Annotated in this window: 11 protein-coding genes and 1 pseudogene; 7 read left to right on the forward strand and 5 right to left on the reverse strand. The window is 70.7% G+C overall.

Going from position 1 to position 13,578, the window contains the following annotated elements; all coding sequences use genetic code 11:
* Window positions 1–31: 31 nt before the first annotated feature.
* The 4 genes from CF8_RS04095 to CF8_RS04110 all read right to left on the reverse strand — a co-directional run bounded on the left by CF8_RS04095 (window position 32) and on the right by CF8_RS04110 (window position 3,503).
* Complete coding sequence (locus CF8_RS04095; protein WP_010831874.1) at window positions 32–1,039, reverse strand: hypothetical protein; 1,008 nt, start codon at window positions 1,037–1,039, stop codon at window positions 32–34.
* A gap of 2 nt (window positions 1,040–1,041) precedes the next feature.
* Window positions 1,042–1,974 carry a 2,3,4,5-tetrahydropyridine-2,6-dicarboxylate N-succinyltransferase gene (gene dapD, locus CF8_RS04100; RefSeq protein WP_010831875.1) on the reverse strand — a complete coding sequence of 311 codons (933 nt, stop codon included), beginning with the start codon at window positions 1,972–1,974 and terminating at the stop codon, window positions 1,042–1,044.
* A 114-nt stretch (window positions 1,975–2,088) separates the two neighbouring features.
* A complete protein-coding gene (locus CF8_RS04105; protein WP_010831876.1) occupies window positions 2,089–2,838 on the reverse strand; it encodes a hypothetical protein in 750 nt (249 codons plus the stop codon).
* Between the two features lie 116 nt (window positions 2,839–2,954).
* Window positions 2,955–3,503: a DinB family protein gene (locus CF8_RS04110; protein ID WP_010831877.1), complete on the reverse strand. Its 549-nt coding sequence runs from the start codon at window positions 3,501–3,503 to the stop codon at window positions 2,955–2,957.
* 185 nt (window positions 3,504–3,688) lie between these two features.
* Here CF8_RS04110 and CF8_RS04115 point away from each other — a divergent pair, with 185 nt between their 5' ends.
* From CF8_RS04115 to CF8_RS22920, 4 genes and pseudogenes are all read left to right on the forward strand, one after another.
* Window positions 3,689–4,267, forward strand: a complete 579-nt coding sequence (locus CF8_RS04115) for a hypothetical protein (RefSeq protein WP_010831878.1) — start codon at window positions 3,689–3,691, stop codon at window positions 4,265–4,267.
* Between the two features lie 229 nt (window positions 4,268–4,496).
* Complete coding sequence (ileS, locus tag CF8_RS04120; RefSeq protein WP_010831879.1) at window positions 4,497–7,673, forward strand: isoleucine--tRNA ligase; 3,177 nt, start codon at window positions 4,497–4,499, stop codon at window positions 7,671–7,673.
* A 119-nt stretch (window positions 7,674–7,792) separates the two neighbouring features.
* On the forward strand, window positions 7,793–8,932 hold the full coding sequence (locus CF8_RS04125; protein ID WP_010831880.1) for a hypothetical protein: 1,140 nt from the start codon (window positions 7,793–7,795) through the stop codon (window positions 8,930–8,932).
* Window positions 8,933–9,048: 116 nt separating this feature from the next.
* A pseudogene (locus CF8_RS22920) lies at window positions 9,049–9,699 on the forward strand (ABC transporter transmembrane domain-containing protein); the annotation flags it as partial.
* Between the two features lie 807 nt (window positions 9,700–10,506).
* Here the strand turns inward: CF8_RS22920 and CF8_RS04135 are convergent.
* Window positions 10,507–11,349, reverse strand: a complete 843-nt coding sequence (locus CF8_RS04135; RefSeq protein WP_036490183.1) for a TIGR03619 family F420-dependent LLM class oxidoreductase — start codon at window positions 11,347–11,349, stop codon at window positions 10,507–10,509.
* A gap of 84 nt (window positions 11,350–11,433) precedes the next feature.
* On the opposite strand from CF8_RS04135, the gene dapE reads away from it, so the two are divergent.
* From dapE to CF8_RS04150, 3 genes are read left to right on the forward strand one after another with little or no spacing between them, the layout of a single operon-like run.
* Window positions 11,434–12,504, forward strand: coding sequence for a succinyl-diaminopimelate desuccinylase (dapE, locus tag CF8_RS04140; RefSeq protein ID WP_010831882.1), 1,071 nt, complete (start codon window positions 11,434–11,436; stop codon window positions 12,502–12,504).
* Window positions 12,501–13,259, forward strand: coding sequence for a TIGR00730 family Rossman fold protein (locus tag CF8_RS04145; RefSeq protein WP_010831883.1), 759 nt, complete (start codon window positions 12,501–12,503; stop codon window positions 13,257–13,259). Before dapE ends, CF8_RS04145 begins: the two co-directional genes overlap by 4 nt.
* 4 nt (window positions 13,260–13,263) lie before the next feature.
* Complete coding sequence (locus CF8_RS04150) at window positions 13,264–13,575, forward strand: DivIVA domain-containing protein (RefSeq protein WP_010831884.1); 312 nt, start codon at window positions 13,264–13,266, stop codon at window positions 13,573–13,575.
* The last annotated feature ends 3 nt before the right edge of the window (window positions 13,576–13,578 follow it).

Genomic DNA, 13,578 nt, shown 5'->3' on the forward strand with positions numbered 1-13,578 from the left:
CCCGACTGACCAACGTGCCTGGACATCACAACTAGTCCATCACGTCGACGTGCACGTGGTCGCGGTGCTCGAGGATCGCCCGGTCGCCACCCGAGGACGACGGCACGTCGTAGTCGGTCCAGCCGTCGCCCGAGCGCGACCCCGCGTGCCAGATGCGGTCGTCGAAGATCAGGGTGTTGATGTCGAGCCGGTCGGCCTGCGCGACGAGGTAGGACGCGATCGCCCACCCGCGCTTGCGGTTGTCGGGGTTGACCGGTCGGACGAAGATGTCGATCGCGCGGCCCTCGTAGTGGGCCGACCCCTTCATGTGGCCGCTGGAGACGCCCTCGGGCTCGAAGCCGCCGAGGGACAGCGTGCCGAAGACCGACTCGACGTCGCGGCGCACCAGCGAGGCCCGCTCGACCAGGCCGGCGTCGTCGAGCCGGTCGCTCGCCTCGTCGGCGTCGCCGTCGGTCTCGCACCAGAAGGCGCGCGGGCTGTTGCCCGTGAGGGCGGAGGCCAGCGCCCGGGCGTCGGCCTCGTGGTCGGCGTACGCATCAGGGAAGCCGGAGCGCTGCACGGCCTGTGCGGCGACGGTGATGTCCATCGCCTCGTAGCCCGCGACCTCGACCAGCTCGTCGTAGAACGCGTTGGTGGCATAGACGGGGTCGAGGAGCTGCTCGACGGTTCCCCATCCCTGGGAGGGCCGCTGCTGGAACAGGCCGACGGAGTCGCGGTCGCCGTAGTCGATGTTGGCGATCTTCGACTCCTGGTAGGCCGTCGCGAGCGCGATGCTCGCGGCGCGGGCCGGGAGCCCTCGCTCGATGGAGATCGCGGTGATCAGGGCGGCGTTCTCCGCCTGCTCCTGGGTCAGCTCGACCGTCACCTCGCCGACCTCGGCCGTGCACCCGCTCGGCCGGATCAGGGGACCGACCCCGCGGTTGACCAGCACCCCGACGACGGCGAAGACGAGCACCCCGGCGAGGCCGACGACCACGGCCTTGCCGAGCAGGGTGAGCCGGGTCCGGGGATGGCGGGCCGGTCGGACCTGTCTGCCCATGGTCAGTTGGCGTGCAGGGCGGCGTTGAGGGCGATGCCCTCGCCCTTCCACGCGACGGCCTCGATCGCGCCGCTGATCGAGTTGCGGCGGAAGAGCACGTTGCTGGCGCCGGACAGCTCGCGCGCCTTGACGACCTTGCCGCCCTCGCCCGGGAGCGTGACCTTGGTGCCGGCCGTGACGTAGCAACCGGCCTCGACGACGCAATCGTTGCCGAGGGAGATGCCGATGCCGGCGTTGGCGCCGAGCAGGCAGCGCTCACCGATGGAAATGATCTCCTTGCCGCCGCCGGACAGGGTGCCCATGATGGAGGCGCCGCCGCCGACGTCGGAGCCGTCACCGACGAGCACGCCCGCGGAGATGCGCCCCTCGACCATCGAGGCGCCGAGGGTGCCGGCGTTGAAGTTGACGAAGCCCTCGTGCATGACGGTGGTGCCCTCCGCCAGGTGGGCGCCGAGCCGGACGCGGTCGGCGTCGGCGATCCGCACGCCGGTGGGCATGACGTAGTCGACGAGGCGCGGGAACTTGTCCACGCCGAACACGGTCACGTGCTGCCCGGAGCCCCGCAGTCGCGCCCGGGTGTCCTCGAAGCCTTCGACCGCGCACGGACCCGCGCTGGTCCACACGACGTTGGCCAGCAGCCCGAAGACGCCGTCCATCGAGATCGTGTGCGGCGTGGCGAGCCGCGTGGAGAGCAGGTGCAGCCGCAGCCACACGTCGGCGGTGTCGACCGGGGCCGCGGCCAGGTCGGCGATCTGGACCAGGCGCACCTCGCGGCGTACGGCGCGGAGCTCGTCCTCGCCCACCAGCGCGGTCAGCGAGGCGGGAGCCTCGCTGCCGTCGTGCTCACCCAGCGCGGGGGAGGGGAACCACACGTCGAGGACGGTGTCGTTGGCGTCGAGGGTCGCAAGGCCGTGGCCGTAGGCAGCAGAAGTCACGGGCAAAGCCTACGGAAGGGCAGATGGACGACTTCTTGCGGATGCACGAGAGCCGCCGCCCGGCTGGGCGACGGCTCTCGGAGCTGGTCGGGTGGACCCCGGTTCAGCGATGACTCAGGCGACGACCGTGATCGCGACGAAGTCGGAGTAGATGTAGTCCTCGTAGGAGGCGTCCGGGGTGTAGAGCAGCTGGACGTTGTGGACGCCGACGCCGAGCTCCTTGACCTCGCTCCAGAGCGTGTCGCAGACGCCGAAGTCGAACAGACCAGCGCCCTCGACCGTGTCGAAGGTCAAGAAGCTCGGGGACTGGCTGCCGCCCTTGATGTCGCCGTTGAGGTAGGCATCGACGTAGCCCTCACTGGGGTGCGAGCCCTTGAAGAGCACCTGGCCGGTGAGGACCGGGTCGGACGTGCTGCAGTTGGCCGACTGGGAGATCGTGACGGCGTTGGCGGACAGGGAGAGCGAGGAGTTGTAGACCACGACCTTGGTCGCGGCCTTGCCGACGCCCTTGACCTTGGCCTTGACCTTGTAGGAGCCGGGCGCCAGCGTCGAGGGGAGCTGGAACTTGGCCTTGCCCCGCTTGAGCTTCTTGGTCTCCTTGATGGGCTGGCCGGCGACGACGAAGGTGATCTTGCCCTTCTTCTTCACGCTCTTGGCCGTGACGATCACGCCGGCCTGGCCGAAGTGGGAGCCCGGCTTGTTCTTGGAGAGCTTGAGTCCGCTCAGCTGCATGGTCCGGGCGGCGGACGCCTCGGCCTGCCCGACCGGGGCGGCGACGGCTGCGGCGCCTGCGAAGGTCAACGCTGGGGCGGTCAGGGCGGCAGCTGCCACCGCGGTCGTAACGAGAGTGGCGAACGTGCGCACGTCTCTGCTCCTCATCTGTGAGTGGATCGTGATCCGGCATGTTCCTTCGCGGCTGCGCAAAGTGACCGGCATGCCTTGACTTCCCCGATCCGGCTCGTTGAAACCTCAGGTGGGGATCACTGCCCCGCGCGGCCGTCGATGCACTCGCGGACCAGGTCGGCGTGCCCGCAGTGGCGCGCGTACTCCTCGATCATGTGCACGACCAGGTCGCGCACCTCACTGGGCTCTCCGTGCACGTCGACGAGGGTGTCGAGGTCGGTGCGGTCGAGTACGGCGCGGGCGTGCTCGACCTCGGCCCGCCAGAGCTCCCAGGAGTCCGCCACGAGCGCGTCGTCGGCCTCGCCCGCCCAGTTGAAGCCGGCGTCCAGATCCTCGTCCTGGAAGAGCCGCGGGATCTCCATGTGGCCCTCGATGACCCGCCGGAACCAGCTCTGCTCGACGCGCGCCATGTGCCGCACGAGCCCGAGCAGCGACAGGTTCGACGGCGGCACCGAGCGGGTGCCGAGCTGGGTCGGGGTCAGGCCCTGGCACTTCAGCTCGAGGGTCGTGCGGTAGGCCTCGAGGTAGCCGACCAGGGTGGCGAGCTCGCCCCTCACCGGGCCTGCCTCCGAGCGGGGGTCCTGGTCCTGGGGGAGCCACATGCCGTCGTACCCGGGGTTCGCCATGGGGGCAGCCTGTCGCGCACGCATGGTTGACGGCAAACGGATTGGCGACACGTCCGCGTCCCAGCTGCAGGCAGTTCGCTTCCCTTCCGGCACACCTGAGCGTGAGGACACGTGCTCATCGCGCGAACTGCCTGCAGTCGGAACGCTCACACCAGGATCGATACCGCGCCGGTAGCCTGCCGCCCATGCATCCGGGGGAGTTGCTGGTTCTGTTCGGGCCTCCGGCGGTCGGCAAGATGACCGTCGGGAGGGCCGTCAGTGCCGACTCCGATTTCAGGCTCTTCCACAACCACCACACGATCGAGCCCTTGCACGAGATCTTCGGCCAGGAGCACGTGGCCTTCGCGACCCTCAACGCCGAGTTCCGCAGGCGCATCATCGAGGAGGCGGCGGCCACCGGTGTCCGGCTGGTCTTCACGACTGTCTGGAATCTCGCCGGGGAGCGCGACGCGGCCTACATCCGCGGCCTCGTCGCGCCGTTCACGGACCGAGGGTTGCCTGTCCGCTTCGTGGAGCTGTGCGCCGATCTGGCTACCCGGTTGGACCGGAATGCCGGGCCTGACAGGTTGGCCGCCAAGCCTTCGAAGCGTGACCTGGAGTGGTCCGAGGACCACATCCGCGAGCGCGAGGCAGCCTTCACCATGAACACGTCACCGGACGGCGCACTGCCCGGTCAGGGCGTGCTGGCGGACTTCCCACACCTCCGGATCGACACCACTCGGTTGAGTGCCGCCGAGGCGGCCGCGCAGATCCTCGTCAACTGATTGGCGCCACGCCGACGCATCGCCGTACGATCGAGGAACAGGCGTCTGAGCCGTCATCAGCGGCGAGCCTCCGGAAGAACAGCCCACGCACGCCGGCGTGGAGCCCACTAGAACCGGGTCAGGACTTGAGTGGCAGCGTCGGGAGACGCCGCAAGCGAGGTGGTACCGCGGTCCCTGTCGGGGATCGTCCTCGTGGGTCAATCGATCACACGAGCAGGAGTTGCCACCCATGACCTATCCCAAGGTCTCGCACACCAACGCGAAGAGCGTCCCCGGCCAGCCGGGCTTCCCCGCACTCGAGGAAGCCGTCCTGTCCTACTGGGACGCCGACGGCACCTTCCAGGCGAGCATCGATGCGCGCGACGCCGAGACCGACGGCGAGTTCGTGTTCTACGACGGCCCGCCCTTCGCCAACGGGCTGCCGCACTACGGCCACCTGCTCACCGGCTACGTCAAGGACCTGATCCCGCGCTACCAGACGATGCGCGGCAAGCGCGTCGAACGCCGCTTCGGCTGGGACACCCACGGCCTGCCCGCCGAGCTCGAGGCGATGCGCCAGCTCGGCCTCAAGACCACCGACGAGATCCACGAGCTCGGCGTCGAGAAGTTCAACGAGGCCTGCCGCGAGTCGGTGCTGAAGTACACCGGCGAGTGGCGCGACTACGTCACCCGCCAGGCGCGCTGGGTCGACTTCGAGAACGACTACAAGACCATGAACCCCGACTTCATGGAGTCGGTCATGTGGGCGTTCAAGCAGCTGCACGAGAAGGGCCTCATCTACGAGGGCTTCCGTGTCCTGCCCTACTGCTGGAACGACGAGACCCCGCTGTCCAACCACGAGCTGCGCATGGACGACGACGTCTACAAGATGCGCCAGGACCCGGCCGTCACGGTCGGTCTCCGGCTCGAGACCGGCGAGCTCGCCCTCGTGTGGACCACGACACCGTGGACCCTGCCGAGCAACCTGGCGATCATGGTGCACCCCGACATCGAGTACGTCGTGGTGCGCTCGGCCACGCCGACCGGCTCTTCCGAGCGCTACATCATCGGCGCCGAGCGGCTGGCGGCGTACAGCCGTGAGCTCCTCGAGGGCGACGGCTCGATCGAGGACCAGGTCGTCGAGCGCGTGCACGGCCGTGACCTGCTCGGTCGCAGCTACACGCCGCCGTTCAGCTACTACCTCGGCCACGAGAACGCCTTCCGCGTCGTCGAGGCCGACTTCGTCACGACCAGCGACGGCACGGGCCTCGTGCACTCCGCCGGCGCCTTCGGTGAGGACGACAAGGTCGTCACCGACCGCGAGGACATCGAGGCGGTCATGCCCGTCGGCAAGGACGGTCGCTTCACCGCGCCCGTGAGCGAGTACGCCGGCATGCTGGTCTTCGACGCCAACCTGCAGATCATCGACGACCTCAAGGGCACGACCGCCTCCGTCACGCCGGGCACCGTGCTGCTGCGCCGCGAGACCTACGACCACTCCTACCCGCACTGCTGGCGCTGCCGCGAACCCCTCATCTACAAGGGCGTCTCCTCGTGGTTCGTCGAGGTGACCAAGGTCAAGGAGCGGCTGCTGGAGCTCAACGAGGACATCCGCTGGGTGCCCGACCACATCCAGCACGGCTCGTTCGGCAAGTGGCTGGCCAACGCCCGCGACTGGTCGATCACCCGCAACCGCTTCTGGGGCTCGCCGGTCCCGGTGTGGAAGTCCGACGACGAGGCCTACCCGCGCCTGGACGTCTACGGCTCCTTCGAGGAGATCGAGCGCGACTTCGGCCGGCTGCCGGTCGACCACGCGGGCAACGCCGACCTGCACCGGCCCTTCATCGACGAGCTGACCAGGCCCAACCCGGACGACCCGACGGGGAAGTCCACGATGCGCCGCGTCACCGACGTGCTCGACGTGTGGTTCGACTCGGGCTCGATGAGCTTCGCCCAGGTGCACTACCCGTTCGAGAACGCCGACTGGTTCGAGGGCCACTTCCCCGGTGACTTCATCGTCGAGTACATCGGCCAGACCCGCGGCTGGTTCTACACGATGCACGTCCTGGCGGGCGCGATCTTCGACAAGCCCGCCTTCTCGACCTGCGTCAGCCACGGCATCGTGCTGGGCAGCGACGGGCAGAAGATGAGCAAGTCGCTGCGCAACTACCCCGACGTGCGCGAGGTCTTCGACCGCGACGGCGCCGACGCCATGCGCTGGTTCCTGATGAGCTCGCCGATCCTGCGCGGGGGCAACCTGGTCGTCACCGAGCAGGGCATCCGCGACTCGGTGCGCCAGGTGCTGATCCCGTTGTGGAACAGCTGGTACTTCTTCAGCCTCTACGCCAACGCGGAGTCCTACGACGCGTCGTACAACACCGCCAGCAGCCACCCGATGGACCGCTACATCCTCGCCAAGCTGCGTGACTACGTCGCCGCGATGACCCACGAGCTCGACAACTACGAGGTCGCGGGTGCGTGCGACTCGACGCGCTCGTTCCTCGACGTGCTCACCAACTGGTACATCCGCCGCTCGCGCGAGCGCTTCTGGAACAGCGACTCGACCGAGGCCTTCGACACGCTCTACACCGTGCTCGAGACCGTCTGTCGCGTCACCGCTCCGCTGATGCCGCTCGTCACCGAGGAGGTGTGGCGTGGGCTCACCGGTGAGCGCTCGGTGCACCTGACGGACTGGCCGATCGTGGACGACCTCCCGGCCGACGAGTCGCTCGTCGCCGCGATGGACTCGATCCGCGAGGTCTGCTCCGCCGGCTCCGCGCTGCGCAAGGGCGCCTCGCTCAGGAACCGGCTGCCGCTGGCGTCGCTGACCATCGTGGTCGCCGACCCCGACCGCCTCGCGCCCTTCACCTCGATCGTCGCCGACGAGCTCAACGTCAAGAGCGTGCGGCTCCTCGACGTCGAGACCGACGAGGCGCACGCCTACGGCGTCAAGCAGTCGCTGACGGTCAACGCCCGCGCCGCCGGCCCGCGCCTGGGCAAGGACGTCCAGCTCGCGATCAAGGGTTCGAAGTCCGGCGACTGGAGCGTCGCCGACGACGGCACCGTCACCGCCGGCGGGCTCGCGCTCGTCGAGGGGGAGTTCTCGCTGGAGACAGTCGCCGCCGACACCGGCGCCGACACCGCGACCGGTGTGCTGCCGGGTGGTGGCTTCGTCGTGCTCGACACCGCGCTCACGCCCGAGCTCGAGGCCGAGGGCGTCGCCCGTGACCTGGTCCGGGCCGTGCAGCAGGCGCGTCGCGACGCCGGCCTCGACGTCAGCGACCGGATCACCCTCACGGTGAACGGCCCCGCCGACGCGCTCGCCGCCGCTCGCACCCACGAGACCCTGCTCGCGCAGGAGACGCTGGCCACGAGCGTGTCGTATGCCGATGCGCCGGACATCGCCGTGAGCGTCACCCGCGCCTGAGTGCCCGTGCGCCGGCCGCCGCCCACCGCGGCGGCCGGCGCTGGGTCAGCGGTGCCGCATGAGGGTCTTCTCATCGGTGTCTCACCGCGACCTCATCGGGCGTTCGTAGCGTCGCGGCCATGACCTCGACAGTGGACACGACCGGCCTTGCCCGCACCGACGACACGCTGGCTCGCCCCAGCCGATCGCACGAGCTCGCCGAGCATCGCGAGCCCCTCGACCCCGCGCGGCTGCGTCGCGCGAAGGTCGCCTACACGACCCGTTTCCTCGCCGAGCACCTGCGCTCGGAGCAGGACCTGACGCTCGTCGCGGGGGCGGCCGTGCAGCCGCGGCCCGGCGACATCACGCTGGCCCGTGTGGTCGAGATCGGCCAGCACAAGCGGCTCGAGAGCCCGACGAGCCGGCGGGCCGCGCTCTTCGTCGGTGACGAGGTCGTGGTCGCCTACGGCCACCGCTACGCCCCCGACCAGTTCGAGGCCGAGGTGCCTGAGGATCTCGCCCCGGCCCACCTCGTCGCCGCCGGGGGCGTCGTCGGCCGGGTGACCGCCCAGCACGCCGCGATCGAGGACGCGACCGTCCTCCAGCCGCTCGGCCTGCTGGCCGACGAGACCGGCGTGCTCACCCTCGAACGGCTGGCCCCCTGCCGGCTGGTGGATCCTTCCAGCGAGCTCGGCCTGCCGCGCCCACGGGTCGTCGCGGTGCTCGGCACGTCGATGAACTCCGGCAAGTCCACCACCTTGGCGTGCCTGGTCCGCGGCCTCGTCGCCTCCGGCCGCCAGGTCAGCGCGGGCAAGGTCACCGGCACCGGTGCCGGCGGCGATCCGGGGATGTTCCTCGATGCGGGAGCCGCTCGGGTCCTCGACTTCACGGACTTCGGGTTCCCGTCGACGTACCGCTTGGCCCACACCCAGGTGCGCGCCCTGCTGGTCTCGATGATCGAGCACCTCAGCGAGCCCACCACCGACGTCGTCGTCCTGGAGATCGCCGACGGCGTCTACCAGCAGGAGACGGCGCGGCTCATCGGTGACCCCGTGTTCGCCGACCTGGTGGACCACGTGGTCTTCGCCGCTGCCGACTCCCTCGGCGCAGCCGCCGGGGTCAGCAGCCTGCAGGCTGCCGGCCTCGACGTCGTCGCCTGCAGCGGCGTCGTCACGGCTTCCCCGCTGGCAGCGGGGGAGGCCCGCGGCGCGCTGGGCGTCCCCGTCATCGACACCTTCGACCTGACCGATCCCGAGGCCGCTGGGCGCCTCCTGTCGTGACCCGCGAGCATGCCGCCCTACCGGCGCTCCTCGTCGGCGCCCGCCGGTCGTTGTTCGCCCGCCTGGTCGGCACCGGCCTGGCGCAGGCGGGACTGGTGGGCGTCACGGCGGTGGCGATGCCGGTCCTGCTGGCCTCGCCGGACGCCGTACGCCGCGGTGCGGCCGCCGCCGTGCTGCTGGCGGGCGCCCTGGCCCTCGGGCTGGTGCGCTCGCGCGAACGGGTGCTGGGCGAGCGGCTGGGTCAGCACTACGTCCAGGAGATCCGGGTCGGACTGGTCGCCTCCAGCCTGGTCGACGACCGGTCCTCGCTGGGCATCACCGTGGCCCGGACCACCAACGACCTCACCTCGGTGCGCAACTGGATCGCCCTCGGCATCACGCCCATCGCCGTCGGGGTGCCGCTCATCGCCGGGACCCTCGTCGCCCTCGCGATGTTGTCACCGATGCTGGCCGTCGCGGTCGCCGTCCCGATGACGGTGCTCGCGGTGGTGCTGCTGCTCCTGGCGCGCGTCTCCTACGACCGGTCGCGACGGCTGCGGCGCCAGCGTGGACGGTTGGCCGCACACGTCAGCGACACCGTCCACGCCGCCGGCTCGATCCGGGCCGGCGGTGGCCAGCGGCGCGAGCTGCGCCAGGTGGAACGCCGCGGTCACCAGGTGATGGAGGCCGCCGTGGAGCGCGCCCGGGTGGCCGGACACATCCGTGGCGCCGCGGTGGCAGCCGCTGCCGTCGCGGCGGTCGCGGTGGCGATGGTCGGCGCGTGGAGCGCCCTCCCCGGCGGCACCATCGCGACCGCGCTCACGGTCGTCGGTGTGCTCGCAGGGCCGGTCACCGACCTGGGCCGGGTGGTGGAGTACCGCCAGTCCTACCGCGCAGCCCGACGCATCCTCGCCCCTGCCCTCGTCGCCGGCAGCGTCCTGCGCCAGCCGCTGCCGCGCGGCACGGCCGGGGGGGACCCCGAGACCTCGACGCTCGAGGTGCGCGGCCTCGTCGTGCGCGGCGCGTCGTTGCCGGACCTGGACGTCGGTCCCGGTGCGACGGTGCTGGTCCGCAGCGCCGACCCGGTCCGCGTCGAGACGGCCATGCGGGCCCTGGCCGGCCTGGACGCCGAGGCCGGGCACGTCCGGGTGGCTGGTCGCTCGCTGGCGGACGTCTCGTCGGACGAGAGGCGCGCCCTGGTCGGCCATGCTGCCCGCGACCTTCCCCTGGAGCGCGGGACGCTCGCGCGCGCAGTGCGCTACCGACGCCCCGACAGCACCGAACCCATCGGTGCTGTGCTGGCCACCGTGGGTCTCGTCGAACGGGTGGCCCGGCTCCCCGACCAGGAGCGCACGACCCTGCGCCGCGGTGGTGAGCCGCTGAGCCCTGCCGAGCGGGCTCAGGTGCGCCTCGCGCGTGCGTTGTACGGCGCTCCGCCCCTGCTCGTCGTCGACCACCTCGACGCCCAGCTCGGCCGAGGTCGGGTGGAGGTGCTCCGCGAGAGCCTGCGCGCGCACGAGGGGGTGGCCGTGGTCGCCAGCGACCATCCGGAGGCATTCCTCGACGACGTCGTCATCTGGGACCTGGACTCCGGGTCAGGGGAGCCGGGAAGCCACCTTGTCCAGGTGCGCGACGACCGTGGCCTCGTCGGCGTCGGGGACGCCCCAGACCAGGTCGGTGACCCCGGCGTCGGTCCAGAGCGCGATGTCGTCGGGCGAGGGCCTGGAGACGATCAGCAGGTGGATCTGGGGTGACCCTGCCCGCCCGGCGTCGGCCCAGGCCGCGTGCAGGAGGGCGGCCGATGCGGCGACGTCGGCCGTCCGCGGCGTCGTCATCCAGCCGTCGGCGTGCGCGGCGATCCACTCGACCGTCCTCGGCCCGGCCTCTGCACCGATCACGAGCGGCACGTGGGCCTGCACCGGCTTGGGATAGGCCCACGACGGACCGAAGGACAGGAACTCGCCGTCGTACGCCGCCTCCTCCTGGGTCCAGAGGGCGCGCATCGCCTCGACGTACTCCCGCAGCACGGTCCGCCGCTTGCCCGCCGGGACGTGGTGGTCCGCGAGCTCGTCGGTGTTCCAGCCGAAGCCGGCGCCGATCGTGACCCGGCCGCCGGAGAGGTGGTCGAGGGTGGCGATCGTCTTGGCCAGCGTGATCGGGTCGGACTCGACGGGCAGTGACACCGCGGTGCCGAGGCGGATCGTCGACGTGACCGCTGCCGCGGTCGCCAGCGCGACCCACGGGTCGAGGGTGCGGAGGTAGCGATCGTCGGGCAGTGACTCGTCGCCGGTGCCGGGGTGGGCCGCGCTCCGCCGTACGGGGATGTGGGTGTGCTCCGGGACGTAGAACGTGTCGAAGCCGCGCTCCTCGGCTGCCCGGGCGCAGGCGGCCGGGGTGATGCCGCGGTCGCTGGTGAACAGGACGACTCCGTTGCGCATGGCGCAAGACTAGAACACGTTCTCCTTTGTGCGGGCTGTGCCGTTGCCGGTCGAGCCGTCGCGGCGGGCTGGTTGGATGGACGCATGCCTGTGCCCGCACCCTTCCTGGACCTCACGCTCGACGTCGTCACGCTGACCGAGCAGCTGGTCAACATCGAGTCGGTGAGCCACGCCGAGGAGGCGATCGCGGACGCGGTCGACGCCGCGCTGCAGTCGCTCCCGCACCTCACCGTCACCCGACGGGGCAACACCGTCGTGGCGCGGACCGACCTCGGCCGCGACGAGCGGGTGGTCATCGCCGGCCACCTCGACACCGTCCCGATCAACGACAACCTGCCCGCGCGCCGTGACGGCGACATCCTGCACGGCCTCGGCACCTGCGACATGAAGGGCGGCGACGCGGTGATGCTCAAGCTCGCCGCCGACGTGACCGAGCCCAACCGCGACATCACCTTCATCTTCTACGAGGCGGAGGAGGTCGACTCCGTCTACAACGGCCTGCGACTGCTCGCCGAGAGCGACCCGGAGCTGATGACGGCCGACTTCGCGATCCTGATGGAGCCGAGCAACGCGGCCGTCGAGGCGGGCTGCCAGGGCACCATGCGCGTCGACGTGCGCACGACCGGCGAGCGCTCGCACTCGGCCCGCAGCTGGAGGGGCGTCAACGCGATCCACAAGGCGGCGCCGATCCTGGCCCGGCTCAACGACTTCGTCGCCCGCCAGCCGGTGATCGACGGACTGACCTACCACGAGGGCCTCAACGCCACCGGGATCCGAGGCGGGGTCGCGGGCAACGTGATCCCCGACGAGTGCGTCGTCGAGGTCAACTTCCGCTTCGCGCCCGACCGCGACGAGGCGAACGCGGAGGCGTTCGTGCGCGACTTCTTCGAGGGCTTCGACGTCACCGTGACCGACATGGCAGCGGGTGCCCTGCCGGGGCTCGACCGGCCGGCGGCGACGGCCTTCGTCGAGGCGGTGGGCGGCCAGGTCGCGCCGAAGTTCGGCTGGACCGACGTCGCGAGGTTCACGGCCCTCGGCGTGCCGGCCGTCAACTTCGGCCCCGGTGACCCGATGTTCGCCCACAAGCAGGACGAGCACGTGCCGATGGAGCACATCACGCGCTGCGAGCAGCAGCTGAAGGAGTGGCTGGCATGAACCAACGCTTCAAGGGCCCGATCATGACGCGACGTGGCCAGGTCGAGGAGGGCTCGACCACCGATCAGCGGCTCCTCGACTCGCGCGGGCCCAGCGACTGGGTGCACACCGACCCGTGGCGAGTGCTCAGAATTCAAGCTGAGTTCGTGGAGGGCTTCGGCGCGCTCGCCGAGCTCGGCCCGGCCATCGGCGTCTTCGGCTCCGCCCGCACCAAGCCCGAGCACCGCGACTACGCCCTCGCCGAGAAGGTCGGCCGGCGGCTGGCCGAGGAGGGCTTCGCAGTCATCACCGGCGGAGGGCCGGGCACGATGGAGGCCGCCAACATGGGCGCCAGCGAGGCAGGCGGCGTCAGCGTCGGTCTCGGCATCGAGCTGCCCTTCGAGGCGGGGCTCAACCAGTGGGTCGACAAGGGCATCAACTTCCGCTACTTCTTCGCCCGTAAGACGATGTTCGTCAAGTACAGCCAGGGCTTCGTCGTCCTGCCGGGCGGGCTCGGCACCTTCGACGAGCTCTTCGAGGCACTGACCCTCGTGCAGACCCAGAAGGTCACGTCGTTCCCCGTCGTCCTCCTCGGCACCGCCTACTGGCAGGGGCTGGTCGACTGGCTGCGCGACACGGTGCTTGCGGAAGGCAAGATCAGCGCGGACGATCTGGACATGTTCACCGTCACCGACGATGTCGAGCTCGCCGTCGAGCTCATGGTCAAGGCCCGCCAGGGCACGGTCGAGACCCCCGCCCCCGAACGACCGGAGTGAGCCGATGATGTGGTTGTTCGCCGTCTTGATCGTGCTCACGATGGGCGGTGTCGCCTTGGTCGCCTCGGGTCGCACAGGCGCCCTGCCGGAGGAGTACGGCGATCGGCCGGACGTGCGCGTCCCCGCCGGCCCCCTCGTGGCCGACGACCTGCGCCGGGTGCGCTTCTCGCTCGCGTTCCGCGGCTACCGGATGAGTGAGGTCGACACCCTGCTCGAGCGCCTCGCCGACCAGCTCGAGCAGCCCTCCTCGAACGTTCCCGACACGGCTGACGAGGCAGCCGACCAGCCCTCCCATGGCGGCCGGACCCTCGACTGAGGC

It is taken from the genome of Nocardioides sp. CF8, assembly GCF_000389985.1.
Taxonomy (GTDB): Bacteria; Actinomycetota; Actinomycetes; order Propionibacteriales; family Nocardioidaceae; genus Nocardioides; species Nocardioides allogilvus.

Bases quoted from the DNA above. Each gene is read 5' to 3' on its own strand.
- CF8_RS04110 (WP_010831877.1), bottom strand. From the start codon at position 3,503: ATGGCGAACCCCGGGTACGACGGCATGTGGCTCCCCCAGGACCAGGAC.
- ileS (WP_010831879.1), top strand. From the start codon at position 4,497: ATGACCTATCCCAAGGTCTCGCACACCAACGCGAAGAGCGTCCCCGGC.
- CF8_RS04145 (WP_010831883.1), top strand. From the start codon at position 12,501: ATGAACCAACGCTTCAAGGGCCCGATCATGACGCGACGTGGCCAGGTC.
- CF8_RS04125 (WP_010831880.1), top strand. From the start codon at position 7,793: ATGACCTCGACAGTGGACACGACCGGCCTTGCCCGCACCGACGACACG.
- CF8_RS04095 (WP_010831874.1), bottom strand. From the start codon at position 1,039: ATGGGCAGACAGGTCCGACCGGCCCGCCATCCCCGGACCCGGCTCACC.
- CF8_RS04135 (WP_036490183.1), bottom strand. From the start codon at position 11,349: ATGCGCAACGGAGTCGTCCTGTTCACCAGCGACCGCGGCATCACCCCG.
- CF8_RS04150 (WP_010831884.1), top strand. From the start codon at position 13,264: ATGATGTGGTTGTTCGCCGTCTTGATCGTGCTCACGATGGGCGGTGTC.
- CF8_RS04115 (WP_010831878.1), top strand. From the start codon at position 3,689: ATGCATCCGGGGGAGTTGCTGGTTCTGTTCGGGCCTCCGGCGGTCGGC.
- dapE (WP_010831882.1), top strand. From the start codon at position 11,434: ATGCCTGTGCCCGCACCCTTCCTGGACCTCACGCTCGACGTCGTCACG.